This is a genomic window from Tenacibaculum sp. ZH5_bin.1 (assembly GCF_042865525.1).
Lineage (GTDB): Bacteria > Bacteroidota > Bacteroidia > Flavobacteriales > Flavobacteriaceae > Polaribacter > Polaribacter mesophilus.
Genome location: NZ_JBEGIO010000004.1, coordinates 145,699 through 162,423 on the forward strand (window position 1 = coordinate 145,699; position 16,725 = coordinate 162,423).

A 16,725-nucleotide genomic window follows, 5' to 3' on the forward strand; every position below is an offset into this window, starting at 1 on the left:
CTATATATTTTGTAGTTCCATTAAGGAATAAAATTCAATTTTATATGTGTGTTTTTTGAATTGTTTGTTACGTTATTAACCTAAGTTTAACACATCTCGCATAGTAAAAACACCTGTTTTATTATTTAACCACTCAGCAGCAATTACAGCACCTAAAGCAAAACCTTGACGATTATGAGCTGTGTGTTTAATATCAATAGTATCTATTTCAGAATTGTAAGTCACGGTGTGAGTACCTGGAACATCCGGAGTTCTGATAGCTTTAATAGGAATATTTTCTTCTGATGTTTTTTCGTCTAATTCCCAAGCTTTTTGGTTAGTGTTTTCAATAACACCTTCTGCCAATGTAATTGCAGTACCGCTTGGAGCATCTAACTTTTTAGTATGATGAATTTCTTCAATAGAAACATTATATTGTTCTAAAGTACTCATCATTTTAGCAAGCTGTTTGTTTAGTTCAAAGAATACATTAACCCCTAAACTAAAGTTAGAAGCATAAATAAATGCACCTTTCTTGTCATTACATAACTCAACAATATCGTTGTACTTATCTAACCAGCCAGTAGTTCCAGAAATAACAGGTGTATTATTGTTAATACAATTGCTGATATTGTCGTATGCTGAAGAAGGAATGCTAAAGTCTATTGCTACATCAGCTTTTGTAATATCATACACTTCTTTTCCAGAAGTTTTTATAACGATTTGATGTCCTCTTTGTAAAGCAATTTTTTCAATTTCTTTACCCATTCTACCATAACCAAGTAAGGCTATTTTCATTTTAAAAAGAATATTTTAGTGTTAAACCAACTTTTGGGGCTTCAATAAATAAAGGATCTGGAGTGATTACTGGTTTTACAGATAAGCTATCATCTGTGTCAAATTGTAATAAGTGTGCATTAACACTGGCTTCAACAATTTGTAAAACATATAAAAGCACACCAGTTAATAATGATAAATCTCTATTTTTTCGTAAAGTTTTCTGTGCACTTTCTAAACCAGCAGTAGAAATAAGAACAGTTCCGTCCTCTCTAGTAAATTCGTCTTTTAACCCTTGTTTACGAAGTTTAAAAGCTGTTCGGTATCGATCATACTGATCACTATTATCAATGTAAAAATAAGCACTAGCGCCTATTGCTGCCCATACTATTGGGGCTTTCCAATACTTTCCATTATAAATTTGTCCACCTCCAGGAAAAATAGCTGAGTAAAAGGCAGCTTTTGAAGGTGACAAAGGATTGTATTTGTCGCTTGTTAACTGAAGTTGTTTTGCCCTAACGGCAATAGAATCTTTTTGAGCAAAAGTATTTTGAAACAAAAAAAGACTAAAAAAAGCGAATATGATTATACGTACGTTCAATTACTTTAGTAAGTTTTTAATACGGTTAAAATCTTCTTCAGAATGAAAAGGAATAGAGATTTTACCTTTTCCACGATTGTTCACTGTAACGTCAATTTTATGTCCAAAATAGTCGCTAATATCCTTAACACTTTCAGAAATATAATTAGGTAAAGCTTTCTTTTTGGCTGTTTTAGCAACCTTACCAGCTTTTAGGTTCTTTACAAGTTCTTCAGTTTGACGTACTGATAGTTTATCACGAACAATTTTCTCATAAATGTTTAATTGATCAGAGTTACTATCAACATTAATCAATGCACGACCGTGCCCCATTGAAATAAAACCATCACGCATTCCTGTTTGAATAATAGGATCTAGCTTAAGTAAACGTAAGTAGTTAGTAACTGTAGAACGCTTTTTACCAACACGGGTACTTAGTTCTTCTTGAGTAAGTTGAATTTCATCAATTAAACGTTGATAAGAAAGAGCAACTTCAATCGGATCTAAGTTTTTACGTTGAATATTTTCTACCAACGCCATTTCTAACATTTCCTGATCGTTTGCTAAACGAATGTAAGCAGGAACGGTTTTGTTTCCAATAAGTTTAGAAGCTCTAAAACGACGCTCCCCAGAAACTAATTGAAACTTATCGCTTGATAGTTTACGTACAGTAATAGGCTGAATTACTCCTAATTCTTTAATAGAACTAGCTAATTCGCGCAACGCTTCTTCATCAAAATAAGTCCTAGGTTGGTAAGGGTTTACATCTATTGAGTTGATATCAATTTCAATAATATTTCCAACTAACTTATCTGCATTTTTATCTTCTGCCGAATTTACTTCTGCAGTTTCCTTTAATAATGCTGATAAACCTCTACCTAAAGCTTGTTTTTTTGTTGCTTTTGCCATTTACAGTAATTATGCGTTTTTAGTTAAAATTTCGTTCGCCAAATTTAAGTAATTTACGGCACCTTTACTCGTTGCATCGTATGAAATTATACTTTCTCCATAACTTGGTGCTTCACTTAAACGGATATTTCTGTGTACTATTGTTTCAAAAACCATAGAACTGAAATGTTTGCGTACTTCATCTACCACTTGGTTTGACAAGCGTAAACGAGAATCGAACATAGTTAATAACAAGCCTTCTATTTCTAGCTCTTGATTGTGTATTTTTTGAACACTCTTAATTGTGTTTAATAATTTTCCTAAACCTTCTAAAGCAAAATATTCACATTGAATAGGGATAACAACAGAGTCGGCAGCTACTAGAGAGTTTAAAGTTATTAACCCTAAAGATGGGGCGCAATCAATTAAAATAAAATCGTAATCATCTTTAATATCTTCTAACGCTTTTTTTAACATGTACTCGCGTTGTTGCTTGTCTACCAATTCAATTTCAATAGCAACTAAATCAATATGAGCAGGAATTAAGTCAACGTTTGGAGAGTCAGTTTTTAAAACAGTGTCTTTCGCAGAGATCGTGTGTTCTAAAACCTGATACGTTCCAATTTCTATACTTTCAACGTCTAAACCTAAACCAGAAGTAGCATTTGCTTGGGGGTCAGCATCAATTAACAACACTTTTTTTTCTAAAACACCTAAAGCCGCAGCTAAGTTTACAGATGTAGTAGTTTTACCTACGCCACCTTTTTGATTTGCAATTGCAATAATTCTACCCATTATAATTTATAAAGTTTGAAAGAGGTAAATTTACAATTATTTCTCATTTTTGAAAGAGAAAGATATTAAATAAAATAACAAAAGCCACAGAGTTTTGATTCTGTGGCTTTTGTAATTTTTATATGTAGAAAATTTATTACCCGTTTAACATTACTGGCATAACAAGCATAGTTACTAACTCGCCTTCTTCAGTACCGTCAATTGGAGTTAAAATTCCAGCTCTATTTGGTAAGCTCATTTCAATTAAAACGTCGTTAGAGTTTAAGTTGTTTAACATTTCGCTAAGAAAACGAGAGTTAAACCCAATCTGCATATCGTCACCTTGATAATCACAGTTTAATCGTTCGTCGGCTTTATTAGAATAGTCTAAATCTTCTGCAGAAATATTTAATTCAGTACCCGCCATTTTCAAACGAATTTGATGTGTTGTCTTACTAGAGAAAATAGATACACGACGTACAGAATTTAAGAAAGAAGCTCTGTCAACAGTTAATTTGTTTGGATTTTCTTTTGGTATAACAGCTTCGTAGTTAGGGTATTTTCCATCAATTAATCGACAGATTAATACTACATTATCAAAAGTAAATTTGGCATTAGTATCATTATATTCAATAGTCACATTGTTTTCTGACCCCCCTAAAATTCCCTTTAGTAAGTTTAAAGGTTTTTTAGGCATGATAAATTCGGCTGATTTATCAGCAGTAATATCGGTACGTGTATATTTAACTAATTTATGAGCATCAGTGGCTACAAAAGTTAATTCTTTTGAATTGAACTGAAAAAATACACCACTCATAACAGGACGTAAATCATCATTACCAGCCGCAAAAATAGTTTTAGAAATAGCTGTAGCTAAAATATGAGAAGGGATTTCAGTGCTGCTAGGAGAAGGTAATTCTACAGCTTTAGGGAACTCATCTCCACTAAAGTATGCCATGTCATATTTTCCTTGTTCCGAAATAATCTCAATAGTGTTATCTCCTTCAATCTTAAATGTAAGAGGTTGTTCAGGAAATGTTTTTAAAGTATCTAATAATAAACGAGCATTTATAGCAATCGCTCCAGTATCAGTACTTTCAACTTCAATAACTGATGACATGGTTGTCTCAAGGTCGGAAGCTGATATTTTTAATTCGTTTTCAGATAGTTCAAATAAAAAGTTATCTAAAATTGGTAACGTGTTATTGCTATTTATAACCCCACCTAAAACTTGTAGTTGTTTTAATAATTGTGAGCTAGATACGATAAATTTCATTTAGTAATTTTTCTATTTATTAGACTTACAAATATATCTTAATTTGATGATTTTAAAAATTATTTTTTCAAAGAGTGCAATACTCTTAATTAAATTGATAATTTAATTGTATTGTACCATAAAAATTTCCTTTAGGAACACGCGAACTTTTAAGTTTTTTTGTATGGTAGTTTATGGCATAACCAAAATTAAAACGATTACTTGTAAAACGAATTCCAAACTCCGTTGTAAATTTAAAAGGTTCTACATCAAACGTTACAGGGCTTTTTTTGTTTAAAAAGCTACCTTCAATAGTTGCGTCATAAGCAACATAATGAAGCATTGGTTTTAGGTATAAAAAAACTTCCGTCTTATTTTCGAAATTAGTGTTTTTATTGTTTAAGTTTCCATGAAAAGCAATAGAATTAATAATACTTTCTAGAGGCTTAAAGCCAATACGAGTAAATAAACCAGTTGATAAATCAGTATAAACAGTACCTAACCTAGCAGAGTTTGTCCAGTTAAGGTCAAAAACATTGTCTTTAGTTATTTTTTTAATATAATCGACCTTTAGATTAAGAGCAAAAGCATCTTTTATTTGATAATCCCATCCAGTAGCTTCTTTAAAACCATACATTTTATGTATAATTCCTTGAAGTTCTTCACCAAAAGAATAAGATCCAATAGTTCCTATTTGTAAAGCTGTTTTGAGAATAGATTTATTAGCGTAAAATCGGTTAACCCCAAAACTACCGAATAAGTAGCTAGCAAAAGGACGATCATGTTCTTCAATAGTTTCAACAACAGCCTTATAAGGAGTGTACATATGGTGACCTAATTGGATTTCATATATTTTTTTATCAATATTTTCAGCTTGCTTTTTACTTAAGAAGCGGTATGTTAAAAAGGCTCCGTTTGTATAATATCGATCTTGATAGGTTGAAACATATAAGTCATTATCATTTAAAAAACTTAATTCTTTGTCATATTTACGTTGTGAGAATAGATAGAGAGTAAATAAGATAAATAAAAGTGACATGTTTTTTTTCATAGGTGTAAATATCGTATTATTTTAGCACAACCTTGGTTAAATTATTAACAAGAATAATTAATAAACATATGAAAGAAAAGCAAGTATTAACAATTGAAGATTTTGAAAGTGTTTCTACAAATGAAGAGTTGCTAGCAATTATAAAAAAAAAGGAAATTTCAATAACCAAGGTTCAGGTAAAGTTAAATTACGAAGAGGAACTGAAAAAACTACAGATAGAGTTAGTGAAACTTCAGCAATGGATTGCGCAAAATAAGAAGCGAGTAGCAGTTATCTTTGAAGGAAGAGATGCAGCAGGGAAAGGTGGGAGTATAAGACGTTTTATGGAGCATATGAATCCGCGTTCTACTCGTTTAGTAGCTTTGAATAAACCTACAGATGTAGAAAAGGGACAATGGTATTTTCAGCGTTATATTAAAGAATTACCAAATCCTGGGGAGATAGTTTTTTTTGATCGTAGTTGGTACAATAGAGCTGTAGTTGAGCCTGTGATGGGATTTTGTACGGACGAGCAATATAAGAATTTTTTGGTTCAAGTGCCTGAATTTGAACATATGTTATATGAAGATGGAGTTGTTGTGATAAAATTTTGGTTATCAATTTCAAAAGAAGAACAGTTACGTCGATTTAATTCTAGGAATAATAATCCTTTAAAGCGTTGGAAGTTCAGCCCTGTAGATAAACGAGGACAAGAGTTATGGGATAAGTATAGTCATTATAAAAATGAAATGTTTAGTAAAACGCACACAGCTTATAGTCCTTGGATAGTAGTAAAGACAAATAACAAAAAAGAAGCTAGAGTTGAGTGTATGCGTCATGTATTGTCTCAATTTGATTATAAAGGAAAAGAAGAGGCGCAAACTATTTTAACACCAGATCCAAATATAGTAATGCGTTATTATCGTTCAGTAAAACATTTAGATTAATTATGGGGAAGTTAACTCAAAGAGATGTAAATAAATTAAATACAACAAGAGGTTTAAAGGCTTTACTGTCTAAATCTTTTAATATAGAAAGAGCAATTCGATATGTAGATTACGAACGAAAGTTAAAAAAATTACAAGTAGAGTTAATTCGTTTACAAGCTTGGACAATAAAAAAAAATGAACGAATAATTGTAATTTTTGAAGGAAGAGATGCTGCTGGAAAAGGAGGGGCAATACGTAGAATTACAGAACGTATCAATCCTCGTCATATGCGAATAGTAGCGCTTCCTAAACCAAATGAAGATGAAAAAACACAATGGTATTTTCAAAGGTATGTAGAACAGTTTCCAAAAGCAGGTGAAATAGTTTTTTTTGATCGCAGTTGGTATAATAGAGCAGTAGTAGAACCAGTTAATGGTTTTTGTACACAAGAAGAGTATGAGGTTTTTATGAATCAAGTAAATGATTTTGAACGTATGATTTTAGAGTCAGGTATTCGTTTGGTAAAAATCTACATGTCTATTAATAAAAAAGAACAAGCTAAACGATTCAACGATATAAAAAACAACCCATTAAAACAATGGAAAATGACGCCTGTAGATGAAAAAGCGCAAGAACTTTGGGATAATTATACAGAGTATAAAAAGGCAATGTTCTCAAAAACAAATACAGAAATATCTCCATGGAAAGTTATTCGAGCAAATAGGAAAACTATAGCAAGAATAAGTGTGATTAATCACATTTTAAAAAGTATACCTTATGACAAGAGTATAGAAGTGTAGCTAAGATAATTTTTGATAAATTTCTTCGAAAATAAAAAATAACTCACCAGCAATTTGTTTACTAACTTTTAAGTATGTTTCTTCGGTTAAGTCTGTATTGTCAGATGTTTGAGGGTCGTTATAAGGTAAATGAAAGCGTTCAATAGCATCAGGTATATATGGACAGTTTTGGTCGGCATTATCACAAGTAGTTATAGCTACAAAAGGATAACTGTTTTGGGGGTGATCATATAACTTAGAAAAACCTAAAATTGATTTTTTAGTTCCTTTAAAAGAAACTAAGTACCTTGGATTCTGGTGAGAAAAATCAACAACGTTAAAGATAAAGCCAGTTTTTTGTAAACATTTCACTGTGTTTCTATGAAAAGAAGTGGTTTCTGTTCCGCCAGAATAGGTGAACATGTTCTTTAAGTTAAAATATTCAATAGCAAAAAAGCTCCACACTTGTGCAAACTGACTTCTACGAGAATTATGAGTACAAATAAAATTTAAATTTATTTTTTCTCTGTCAAGATATTCTTCGTAAATAGTGTCTATTATTTCAAGCAATAAATCTTTTCGGTCTTCGGTAAGGGTTAACTCTTTTCTAGCTTCCTCAAAGAAAATTTTTGTATTGATATTCTTAGTGTTTATCATTTATTTGCAGTTATTTTGCATAATTAAATCATTTGCAAAAATACAAGCTAATACCCTTTTGGCTAATTAAATAAAGGTTAAGGATGTGTTTAGAAATAGGAAATAAAGTAGCAGTAATTGATGCTGATATTAAAGGAGTTGTAACAAAAATTAAAAATGAAGAAATTTTTGTTAAAGATGAGGGAGGAATGGAGTATTGTTTTCTTAGGAAAGAGCTAGTAAAAGTTGAGGTAGATCAAAGTGAGTTAAGTAAATATTCGGATATTAACAATCCAATGCTTAAAGCCAAGACTCAAAATAAAGAAAAGAAGAAAAAAACATCTTTTATAAAAGATAAGAGAGAAGCGGTAATGGAAGTAGATTTACATGCTGAAAAGCTGTTAAAATCTACAAGAGGAATGGATAATTTTGATATTTTATCAATACAAATTAATACAGCAAAACATAAGTTAGAGTATTGTATATCTAAAAGAATATCAAAACTAGTTTTAATACATGGAGTAGGAGATGGGATTTTAAAAACTGAGTTACAGTATTTATTAAATAATTATCCAGTTAAATATTACGACGCTTCTTATCAAAGATATGGGCAAGGAGCAACAGAGGTATATATTTTTCAGAATCAATAATTTTTTGAAAACATAACTATCGTTAAGAAAAACTTATTTTTGCTCTATGAAATCTGTTTATTTAGACAATGCCGCAACAACACCTATGTTGCCCGAAGTTATTGAGGTTATTCAACAATCAATGCAAACCAATTTTGGAAATCCGTCATCCATACATCAGCATGGTAGAAAAGCTAAAGCAGCTGTTGAAACAGCTAGAAAGAGTATAGCGAAACATTTTAATGTGTCTTCAAGTGAAATCATTTTTACAGCAGGAGGGACCGAAGCTGATAACTTAATTTTGTTTAATGCAGTCTTAAACTTAGGAGTAGAGAGAATTATTACTTCCAAGATAGAACACCATGCAGTTTTAAACACTGTACAGTTTTTAGAAGAAAAACATAATCTAGTAGTAGATTATGTTAAGGTAAATGAAGAAGGAGCTGTTTCAATGGAGAGTTTGGGGGATTTACTAAATAAATCAAAGAAAAAAACTTTGGTGAGTTTAATGTATGTGAATAATGAAATAGGTAATTTACTATCAATAGAAGAGGTTGTAGCATTATGTAAAGAGCATGAGGCGTACTTTCATTCAGATACCGTACAAGCTATTGGGCATTATGATATAGACTTACAAAAAACACAAATAGATTTTATCACTGCAAGTGCACATAAGTTCCATGGACCTAAAGGGGTTGGTTTTGCTTATTTTAAAAAAGGGATTGGAATATTACCAATGTTACATGGTGGTGAACAAGAAAAAGGAGCAAGATCTAGTACAGAAAACGTACATTCAATAGTTGGAATGGAAAAAGCGTTGACTATTGCTTTTGAAAATTTACAAAAAGACAAAAAATATATTTTTGGATTAAAGGAATATTTTACAAAAAAAATAAAAGAAGTTATTCCAAATATTAGAGTTAATGGAGAGTCAATAGAAAAGACTAGTTATACAATTGTAAATATACAATTTCCTTTAGAGGATAAAATGCTGTTATTTAATTTAGATTTATCTGGGATAGCTGTTTCTGGAGGTAGTGCATGTCAAAGTGGAAGTAGTAAAGGATCTCATGTGTTACGAGAACTCTTAAGTGAAAAAGAAGAAAGAAATGCTTCTGTAAGATTTTCATTTAGTAAATTAAATACAATTGAAGAGATTGATTATACGGTAAATCAATTAAAGAGATTATTGAAATAGATAGAAAAGATAATATTGTTAATTATGAATTACTTTTTATTTTAGGAAATTATATGAGCAGACTCTTATTATATAATAAATAAGGGGGCTAAAAGCCCCCTGTTTTAAGAAGTTTTTATACTTTTATATAAAGTGATTTTAATATCCGGAAGGTCTTTTCCAACGCACAGGTGGAGCAGGTTCAGGTTTAGGAATAAATTCATTACTTTTTAATAAGCGTAAAGCTTCATCAACAGCTTTTTCTAACTGAGGGTCTTTTCCTTTTAAAATTTTACTTGGCTCTTGGTGTACTTCGATATCAGGAGCTACACCTTCACCTTCAACGGCCCAATTACCATCCAAATCAAAAAATCCACCACGTGGTGCAACCATTCTACCACCATCAATAAAAGCTGGAGTGTCCCAGGTTCCTACTAAACCTCCCCATGTACGAGTTCCAACTAGTGGTCCTATTTTTTTTTCTTTAAACATATAAGGAAGTAAATCTCCTCCGGAACCAGCACGCTCGTTAATAATCATCACTTTTGGTCCCCAAATACCAGCTATAGGCGTTGTCCATGGCTTTCTTTTATTAGCTTTACTATTAAAATACCCAAAAGGTTTTCTCGATAAAATATCAATCATATAATCGGCAGCACTACCACCACCGTTATTTCTTTCGTCTATAATAACTCCTTTTTTATCTTGCTGAGAAAAATAATAGCGATTAAAAGAGGTAAATCCGTTGTTTGAAGTATTTGGAACATACACATACGCTAATTTTCCGTTAGATAATTTATCTACTTTTCTCCTGTTTTCTTCTACCCAGTCTATAGAGCGCAAATTTCTTTCACTGGCAACAGGTTTTACCAAAATAGTTTTTGCTCCCTTAACTGTGGGGTTAGAATTTGTCTTAATGTAAATTTCTCTTCCTGCGGTTTGCTCTAATGCTTTATACAGATTGTCTTTTGAAGTTACAGGAACTCCATTAACTTCTAATAAATAATCGCCTTCTTTAACATCAATTCCCGGAAGCCCCAATGGAGCTTTAATATTAGGATTCCAACGTTCTCCTTTGTATATTTTTGAAAATTTGTATAAGCCATTAGATTCTTCAAAATCACAACCAAGTAATCCAACAGGAACGTAGTTGGTTTTAGGAGTGTCACCTCCATAAACGTATGAATGACCAATAGCAACTTCACCGCTCATAATGTCTACAACATAGTTTAAATCAGTTCTGTGCCTTACATGATCAATCCAAGGAGCGTACCATTGATAGATTTTGTCCCAAGGTGCACCGTGTACATTATCAACATATAAAAAATCTCTCATATAGCGCCAACCTTCTTTAAAGATTTGATGAGCTTCAGCTTTTGGGTCGACCTTAATTTTTAAGTTGGTTTTTATAGAGCCTTTACCAGGTTTAACTGGAGATTTACTACTAACAATACTCCAGTTTCCTTTACTTGATAGTAATACAGACTCTCTGTCTTCTGAAACTGTTACTGAACGAGCTCCTTTAGTAAATTCAGTAGCTTTTTCTTTTGAAATGTCATAGTCATGGATAATCACATCAGGTTTGTTTTGAATAGCTTCAGCTATGAAAACATGATTTTTTGGTGCTTTGTATAAAGCTGTATAATTTTTAGCAGGTAATTTTAAGGCAATAGCTCTATTGAAAATACCTTCTTCATCAATCACAACTTTTATTTTATCAGCTTCTTTTGATGTTTTTTTATCGTCTTTTTTTTCTTTTTTGCTCTTTTCTTCTGAATCTTTCTCTTCATCAGTTTTCGGTAGGTTAGGAGCTTTGTCTTTGCTGTTCAAAACAACGGCATATAAGCTACGAGTTACTGAAGGGTCGTAAGAACTCATGTCTAACCACCCAGATGCTAATCCGTAGTTTGTGCTAGCCAAGGTATAAATATATTTCCCTGAAGCATCCCAAACAGGTGAAATAGCATCTGCTAAAGGATCTGTAATTTGAATTGTTTTTTTGGTGCTGATTTGATATGCGTAAATAGATTTAAAATGATTTTCATTTTGTTTAGCATAAGCAATCCAATCACTATCAGGAGACCATTTCGGATTCATGGTTCTATTTGGATGTGCAAAATTATCAGTAGCTACTTTTTCAGCTTTTTTAGTTTCTAAATTTAAAATCCAAATATTAAAATGCGTATCGGTAAATGATACATATTTACCATCAGGAGACCAATCTGGTCTAAAATAAAAAGTAGGATTAGGAATGGTAATATATGATTTGTTGTCTCCATTTTGGTCGGAAATCACCAATTCGTATTCTCCATTTTTATCAGAAAACCAAGCTACTTTATCTCCTTTTGGAGACCAAATAGGATACCTATCAGCTACACCTGAAGAGTTGGTTAAGTTTCTCCAAGTACCATTTTCTTTTGGGACAGTAAAAATTTCACCGCGGTATTCAAAAATAGCTCTTTTTCCTTTAGGGGAAATATTAGGGTTTGTTAAATTTCTTCCTTTTACATCCATCCAACGAGTTCTCGCATAGTTTAAATCACCATGAACTGTTATCGGTATTTGTTTGGTAGTTGAGGTGTTAGGATTTAAAAAGTGGATGTATCCTCCTTGTTCATAAACAATTCCGTTTGAATTAGCATCTAAGCTTTTTACATCAAATCTTTTATGGAATGTAAGTTGTTTTTCTTGTTTGGTTGCCAAGTTATATGACCAAATATTACTAGTATAGTCTCTTTCAGAAATGTAGTAAACATTACCGTTGTACCAAACAGGATCTAAATGCCTTTCTTTGTCTTTTTGAGGAGTTTTAACTAGTTTTTGATTTTGCATATTTAAAACCCAAATAGGCATTGCTTGACCACCACGATAATTTCGCCATTCTGCATCCCAACTTGTAATAGGGGTGTAGGCAAGGTATTTACCATCTTTTGAAAATTCTCCATAAGCAGCTCTTGGAACGTTTACAGCTTTAGGTAATTCTCCTTTAAGTGAAACAGTATAGAATTTAGTAGTTTGGGTTGGTCTGCCTTCTCTAGATGAGCGAAATAAAACTTTGTTATCAGATGTCCAGCCTTGTACAAAGTCACCACTTGGATGGTAGGTTAATCGTTTGGGTTCACCACCAGTAGCAGGAATTACATATACATCAGTATTTCCATCGTACTGTGCAGTAAAGGCAATCATAGTACCATCATTAGAGAAATGTGGGTTTGACTCATAGCCATCATCACTGGTAAGTCGTATGGCATCTCCACCTTTAATCGGAGCCTTCCAAAGGTCGTTTGCATATACAAAAACGATTTCAGAGTTAGATATTGTAGGTTGTCTTAAAAGGCGTGTTTCTTGGGAAAAGCCAGTGTAGCAGGCAGCTAAAGTGAGTAAGGTCAGTATTTTTTTCATGCTTTGTTGAAATTTAAATCTTAAAACTACTTAATTAGTTGTTAAAGGGAGTGAAAAAAATGTTAAAAACTAAAACCCTACAGCTGTGTCATCTCCTCTGGGATCAGCGCCGCCTTCTAATTTCCCGTTAGGAAGCACCAAAATAGCATCTACTTTTCCGATAACTGGTGAGTTGGTTTCGTCTAACTCGTACCCAAGACTTTGTAAACGTCTTTTTACTTGTTTATCAAAACCTTTTGGTTCCATTTTAATTACATCAGGTAGCCATTGGTGGTGAAAACGAGGTTGATTTACCGCTTCTTGCATTCCCATATCAAACTCATGTACATTTAAAATAGTTTGCAAAACTGAAGTAATAATTGTTGAACCTCCAGGAGTTCCTACAACCATGTATAGTTGACCATTTTTTTCTACAATAGTAGGAGTCATAGAGCTTAACATGCGTTTTTCGGGTTCAATTTTATTCGCTTCAGCTCCAACTAAACCAAACATATTCGGTACACCAGGTTTACTTGAAAAATCATCCATTTCATTGTTTAAGAAAAAACCTAAATCTGAACAATATAGTTTAGAACCGTAAGCTCCATTAATGGTTGTTGTGGCTGAAATAGCATTTCCAAATTGATCAACAATAGAGTAGTGGGTGGTTTCATCACTTTCAACCATTGTAATATTTCCATGAGAAACATCGGTAGAAGAGGTAGCTTTTTCAAAAGAAAAATCAAGCATTCTGTTTTTAGTATATTCTTTACTGATAAGAGTTTCAATAGGAATTTTTACAAAGTCTGGGTCACCTAAATAAAAACTTCTATCTGCATAAGCTCTACGTTCTGCTTCAGTAATTATCTGCATAGCTTTTGTTGAATTATGACCGTATTTATCTAAATCAAACGGTTCAATTCCGTTCATTATTTGTGCTAAACAAATTCCCCCACTAGCAGGTGGAGACATCGAAATAATTCGTAAATCGTCGTAGGTAAAAGTAATCGGAGTTCTCCATTTAGCTTCATACTTAGCTAAATCTTCTTTGGTCATAATTCCGCCATTGTTTTGCATAAAAGTAACAAGGCGTTTAGCGGTTTCTCCTTTGTAAAACTCATCACGACCATTTTTTGCAATACGTTCTAAAGTTGCTGCTAAAGCAGTATATTTGATAGTGTCTCCCTTTTTCCAAGGCTTGTCAAAAAGAATAGAGTCTTTATTTACTTCTAAAAAATAATGTTGATACTTTTTTATACGGTCTTCTTGTTTTTGAGTAACTACAACTCCTTTTTTAGCTAAAGCTATAATTGGTTTTAAAATTTCTTGAATAGGTAATGAACCGAATTTTTTATGTGTAGCAAAAACACCAGCTACTGTTCCTGGGATTCCCACTGCCATAGCACCCAAAGTGCTTTTATTTTCAATTACATTTCCTAAGCTATCTAAATACATGTCTTTATGAGCAGCAAGTGGTGCTTTTTCGCGATAGTCAAGCGCACCAATTTCTCTTGTGTTTTTTCGATAGACCATAAATCCACCACCACCAAGATTACCAGCATAAGGGTACGCTACTGCTAAGGCTAGTTCTGTGGCTACCATGGCGTCGAAAGCATTTCCTCCTTTTTGTAAGATATCCGAACCAATTTGTGAAGCTTCTTTACGGGCAGAAACTACCATAGCTTTTTCAGTAATTGTACCTACAACTTTTTCTTTTTTACAGCTATATAATACTGTGAGTGTTAAAAAAAATAAGAATGCTTTTTTCATGTGTTGTTAACTTAGTTCTTTTAGTTTTTGATGAGAGAATACACGAAGGTTTTCAAAAAAAGTAGTGAAATCATTTTCAAAAATTTGATAATTCTCTAACAAATCTCCAGTAGCTAAATTCATTTTTGACTTCCCGTTAGTGCGTCTATTCATTCCGTTTAGGACTTCCTGAATCCCTTTAGCAAATTGATAATTATATAACCAGTCATACTGTATCATGTAGGGTAGCATTTCTTGTGTTTTTTCAGGAAGAATATCAATATTGTCTTGAAGTAAATTATAGACAGAGTTTACATAGACGTCTAGTGGAATTTGTGAATAATTTTTCCAGTTTTTGGCTAAATAATGATCGTAAAAAATATCGATAATTACTCCGTCGTAATGACGATATCTTTCGTGAAGGCGACGCTTACTGATTCTAACAATTTTATGCGCATCTGTGTAGGTGTCAATTTCGCGATGTAACAAAATTCCTTTTTGAATGTCTTCATGATAGTGAGAGAAGTTTCTTCCTTTTACATGGTCGGCAATAAAGTTACCAATCATTACATTGGTGTTGTTGTCAGAAAGATATAAATGCGCTAAAAAATTCATTTTATAAATGTAAACAAAAAACCACAACTGAAAAGCTGTGGTTTTAAAGTTTATGTGTAAGTCTTTAACTCTTAACTGGAGTGTTCTTTAAAATCTCTAATAAAAAATTCCAGAATTTTTGTGTTGATGATATTTGTGCGCGCTCATCAGGTGAGTGTGCACCTTTAATGTTTGGACCAAAAGAAACCATATCCATTTCTGGATAGTTTTGACCTAAAATACCACATTCTAATCCTGCGTGACATGCAGCTACAATAGGTTTATCGTCGTGTAATTCTTCGTATAAGTCAGTTACAGTTTTTAAAATTTCAGAATTTACGTTTGGTAACCATCCAGGATAAGAACCAGAAAATTCTACATCAAAACCTGCTAATTCAAAAGATGAACGTAACGAGTTTGCTAAATCCCACTTATTTGTTTCAGAAGAAGAACGTGTTAAACATCCAATTTTAATAGCTCCATCTTTTACAATAATACGAGCAATGTTGTTTGAAGTTTCTACTAAACCTTCAATATCAGGGCTCATACGGTATACACCATTCAACGCAGCATAAACCGATTTAATTAATCCTTCTTGAACACCTAAGTCCATTACAGTTTCAGGAGTGTCAATTTCTTTTAATTCAATAGTTAGGTTAGGTTCTAATGTTGAAAACTCAGCTTTAATATTGTTAATAAGCTCGTGAATTTCAAATAAGAAAGGTTCTTTAGAAACAGCATCAATAACTACAGTAGAAAAGCTTTCACGAGGAATAGCATTGCGTAAACTACCTCCGTTAATTTCTGAAACACGTAATCCGAAGTTTGTAAAACCATCAAATAATAAACGGTTCATAATTTTGTTAGCGTTTCCTAAACCTTTAATAATATCCATTCCTGAGTGACCACCATTTAATCCTGTAACAGAAATTTCATAGGCGATTGTGTTTTCAGGAGTAGCTTCTTCACTATAACTTCTTGTAGCAGTAACATCAACACCACCAGCGCAGCCCATTCCTATTTCATCATCTTCTTCGGTATCAAGATTTAACAAAATTTCACCTTCTAATAAACCTCCTTCAAGTCCCATTGCACCTGTCATACCTGTTTCTTCATCAATTGTGAATAAAGCTTCGATAGCAGGGTGAGGAATATCAGTAGATTCTAAAACTCCCATGATAGCGGCAACACCTAAACCGTTGTCGGCTCCTAATGTAGTTCCGTCAGCTTTAACCCAATCACCATCTACAAACATTTTAATTCCTTCGGTGTCAAAATCAAAAACAGTATCAGCATTTTTTTGGTGTACCATATCTAAATGGCTTTGCATAACGACTGTTTTTCTGTCTTCCATTCCAGCTGAAGCAGGTTTACGAATAATTACGTTTCCTACCTTGTCAACCATGGTTTCAAGATTTAGTTTTTTACCGAAATCTACCATGAACTGTATTACTCTTTCCTCTTTTTTTGACGGACGAGGTACAGCGTTTAGGTCGGCAAAATTTTTCCAAACAGCTTTTGGTTCTAGGTTTCTTATCTCTGAATTCATGTGAATTGAAGTTTTAATT

15 protein-coding genes are annotated in these 16,725 nt (G+C 32.7%); 4 read left to right on the forward strand and 11 right to left on the reverse strand.

What is annotated here, in order from left to right; genetic code table 11:
• Nucleotides 1-75: 75 nt before the first annotated feature.
• The 6 genes from dapB to ABHQ57_RS12280 all read right to left on the reverse strand — a co-directional run bounded on the left by dapB (nt 76) and on the right by ABHQ57_RS12280 (nt 5,304).
• Nucleotides 76-777, reverse strand: a complete 702-nt coding sequence (dapB, locus tag ABHQ57_RS12255; protein ID WP_389863806.1) for a 4-hydroxy-tetrahydrodipicolinate reductase — start codon at nt 775-777, stop codon at nt 76-78.
• Nucleotide 778: 1 nt separating this feature from the next.
• Nucleotides 779-1,357 (reverse strand): DUF5683 domain-containing protein, encoded by a 579-nt coding sequence (locus tag ABHQ57_RS12260; protein WP_047789666.1) that lies wholly within the window; start codon nt 1,355-1,357, stop codon nt 779-781.
• Nucleotides 1,358-2,245 (reverse strand): ParB/RepB/Spo0J family partition protein, encoded by an 888-nt coding sequence (locus tag ABHQ57_RS12265; RefSeq protein WP_047789667.1) that lies wholly within the window; start codon nt 2,243-2,245, stop codon nt 1,358-1,360.
• Between the two features lie 9 nt (nt 2,246-2,254).
• Nucleotides 2,255-3,019 (reverse strand): ParA family protein, encoded by a 765-nt coding sequence (locus tag ABHQ57_RS12270; protein ID WP_047789668.1) that lies wholly within the window; start codon nt 3,017-3,019, stop codon nt 2,255-2,257.
• Nucleotides 3,020-3,155: 136 nt separating this feature from the next.
• Nucleotides 3,156-4,274 carry a DNA polymerase III subunit beta gene (gene dnaN, locus ABHQ57_RS12275; protein WP_047789669.1) on the reverse strand — a complete coding sequence of 373 codons (1,119 nt, stop codon included), beginning with the start codon at nt 4,272-4,274 and terminating at the stop codon, nt 3,156-3,158.
• Between the two features lie 85 nt (nt 4,275-4,359).
• Nucleotides 4,360-5,304, reverse strand: a complete 945-nt coding sequence (locus ABHQ57_RS12280; RefSeq protein ID WP_073183189.1) for a lipid A deacylase LpxR family protein — start codon at nt 5,302-5,304, stop codon at nt 4,360-4,362.
• A gap of 68 nt (nt 5,305-5,372) precedes the next feature.
• Between ABHQ57_RS12280 and ppk2 (ABHQ57_RS12285) the strand changes: the two genes are divergently transcribed.
• Nucleotides 5,373-6,230 (forward strand): polyphosphate kinase 2, encoded by an 858-nt coding sequence (gene ppk2 / locus ABHQ57_RS12285; protein ID WP_047789745.1) that lies wholly within the window; start codon nt 5,373-5,375, stop codon nt 6,228-6,230.
• Nucleotides 6,231-6,232: 2 nt separating this feature from the next.
• On the forward strand, nt 6,233-7,012 hold the full coding sequence (gene ppk2, locus ABHQ57_RS12290; protein ID WP_047789671.1) for a polyphosphate kinase 2: 780 nt from the start codon (nt 6,233-6,235) through the stop codon (nt 7,010-7,012).
• Here the strand turns inward: ppk2 (ABHQ57_RS12290) and ABHQ57_RS12295 are convergent, their stop codons facing one another.
• Complete coding sequence (locus tag ABHQ57_RS12295; RefSeq protein ID WP_167714029.1) at nt 7,013-7,648, reverse strand: hypothetical protein; 636 nt, start codon at nt 7,646-7,648, stop codon at nt 7,013-7,015.
• Between the two features lie 83 nt (nt 7,649-7,731).
• Here ABHQ57_RS12295 and ABHQ57_RS12300 point away from each other — a divergent pair, with 83 nt between their 5' ends.
• Together ABHQ57_RS12300 and ABHQ57_RS12305 are read left to right on the forward strand one after the other, a co-directional pair.
• Nucleotides 7,732-8,277 carry a Smr/MutS family protein gene (locus ABHQ57_RS12300; RefSeq protein WP_167714028.1) on the forward strand — a complete coding sequence of 182 codons (546 nt, stop codon included), beginning with the start codon at nt 7,732-7,734 and terminating at the stop codon, nt 8,275-8,277.
• A 46-nt stretch (nt 8,278-8,323) separates the two neighbouring features.
• A complete protein-coding gene (locus ABHQ57_RS12305) occupies nt 8,324-9,454 on the forward strand; it encodes a cysteine desulfurase family protein (RefSeq protein ID WP_167714027.1) in 1,131 nt (376 codons plus the stop codon).
• A 138-nt stretch (nt 9,455-9,592) separates the two neighbouring features.
• Here the strand turns inward: ABHQ57_RS12305 and ABHQ57_RS12310 are convergent, their stop codons facing one another.
• The 4 genes from ABHQ57_RS12310 to ABHQ57_RS12325 form a co-directional block, all read right to left on the reverse strand.
• Complete coding sequence (locus tag ABHQ57_RS12310) at nt 9,593-12,835, reverse strand: S41 family peptidase (RefSeq protein ID WP_167714026.1); 3,243 nt, start codon at nt 12,833-12,835, stop codon at nt 9,593-9,595.
• Nucleotides 12,836-12,904: 69 nt separating this feature from the next.
• The gene (ggt, locus tag ABHQ57_RS12315; RefSeq protein ID WP_389863812.1) at nt 12,905-14,584 is read right to left on the reverse strand and encodes a gamma-glutamyltransferase; all 1,680 of its coding nucleotides are present in this window, start codon (nt 14,582-14,584) and stop codon (nt 12,905-12,907) included.
• A gap of 6 nt (nt 14,585-14,590) precedes the next feature.
• On the reverse strand, nt 14,591-15,178 hold the full coding sequence (locus tag ABHQ57_RS12320) for an ACP phosphodiesterase (protein ID WP_389863814.1): 588 nt from the start codon (nt 15,176-15,178) through the stop codon (nt 14,591-14,593).
• A gap of 64 nt (nt 15,179-15,242) precedes the next feature.
• The gene (locus tag ABHQ57_RS12325) at nt 15,243-16,706 is read right to left on the reverse strand and encodes an aminoacyl-histidine dipeptidase (RefSeq protein WP_167714023.1); all 1,464 of its coding nucleotides are present in this window, start codon (nt 16,704-16,706) and stop codon (nt 15,243-15,245) included.
• Nucleotides 16,707-16,725 lie beyond the last annotated feature (19 nt).

Excerpts from the sequence above, each read along its gene's own strand:
- dapB (WP_389863806.1), bottom strand. The coding sequence starts at position 777 with ATGAAAATAGCCTTACTTGGTTATGGTAGAATGGGTAAAGAAATTGAA.
- dnaN (WP_047789669.1), bottom strand. The coding sequence starts at position 4,274 with ATGAAATTTATCGTATCTAGCTCACAATTATTAAAACAACTACAAGTT.
- ABHQ57_RS12295 (WP_167714029.1), bottom strand. The coding sequence starts at position 7,648 with ATGATAAACACTAAGAATATCAATACAAAAATTTTCTTTGAGGAAGCT.
- ABHQ57_RS12270 (WP_047789668.1), bottom strand. The coding sequence starts at position 3,019 with ATGGGTAGAATTATTGCAATTGCAAATCAAAAAGGTGGCGTAGGTAAA.
- ABHQ57_RS12320 (WP_389863814.1), bottom strand. The coding sequence starts at position 15,178 with ATGAATTTTTTAGCGCATTTATATCTTTCTGACAACAACACCAATGTA.
- ABHQ57_RS12310 (WP_167714026.1), bottom strand. The coding sequence starts at position 12,835 with ATGAAAAAAATACTGACCTTACTCACTTTAGCTGCCTGCTACACTGGC.
- ABHQ57_RS12300 (WP_167714028.1), top strand. The coding sequence starts at position 7,732 with ATGTGTTTAGAAATAGGAAATAAAGTAGCAGTAATTGATGCTGATATT.
- ABHQ57_RS12265 (WP_047789667.1), bottom strand. The coding sequence starts at position 2,245 with ATGGCAAAAGCAACAAAAAAACAAGCTTTAGGTAGAGGTTTATCAGCA.
- ABHQ57_RS12280 (WP_073183189.1), bottom strand. The coding sequence starts at position 5,304 with ATGAAAAAAAACATGTCACTTTTATTTATCTTATTTACTCTCTATCTA.
- ABHQ57_RS12305 (WP_167714027.1), top strand. The coding sequence starts at position 8,324 with ATGAAATCTGTTTATTTAGACAATGCCGCAACAACACCTATGTTGCCC.
- ppk2 (WP_047789671.1), top strand. The coding sequence starts at position 6,233 with ATGGGGAAGTTAACTCAAAGAGATGTAAATAAATTAAATACAACAAGA.
- ABHQ57_RS12325 (WP_167714023.1), bottom strand. The coding sequence starts at position 16,706 with ATGAATTCAGAGATAAGAAACCTAGAACCAAAAGCTGTTTGGAAAAAT.
- ppk2 (WP_047789745.1), top strand. The coding sequence starts at position 5,373 with ATGAAAGAAAAGCAAGTATTAACAATTGAAGATTTTGAAAGTGTTTCT.
- ggt (WP_389863812.1), bottom strand. The coding sequence starts at position 14,584 with ATGAAAAAAGCATTCTTATTTTTTTTAACACTCACAGTATTATATAGC.